Annotated in this window: 1 protein-coding gene; it reads right to left on the bottom strand. The window is 67.3% G+C overall.

The features are described from left to right. A partial coding sequence (locus IMZ11_RS44400; RefSeq protein ID WP_228649798.1) for an SDR family NAD(P)-dependent oxidoreductase occupies positions 1-416 on the bottom strand: 416 nt, incomplete at both ends.

A 416-nucleotide genomic window follows, 5' to 3' on the forward strand; every position in this document is an offset into this window, starting at 1 on the left:
GTCCCAATTGATGGCGCCGCGGCGGGCGGCCACACTGGTCTGAGATGTCACCCGTGCGCGACCGGCCCTGAGCAGGGGTAACAAATGTGCGGTGAGCGCGAAATGACCCAGGTGGTTCGTGCCGAACTGCAACTCGAATCCGTCTGCTGTGGTCTGCCGGTCAGGCGGGGTCATGACCCCGGCGTTGTTGATCAGCAGGTGGATCGGAGCGCCCTCGGCACGCAGGTTCTGACCGAGCGCGGCGACCGACGCCAGCGAGGACAGGTCGAGTTGCTCAAGGGTCAACTTCGCGCGAGGGTGCTTCGCTCGGATCCTGGCGACGGCCGCCTCGCCCTTGTGCGGGTTCCGGACCGGCATGACGATGTCGGCTCCGGCACCCGCCAGCCTTGTCGCGATACCGAGGCCGATGCCGTCGC

Source organism: Microtetraspora sp. AC03309, assembly GCF_020826795.1.
Lineage (GTDB): Bacteria > Actinomycetota > Actinomycetes > Streptosporangiales > Streptosporangiaceae > Microtetraspora > Microtetraspora glauca.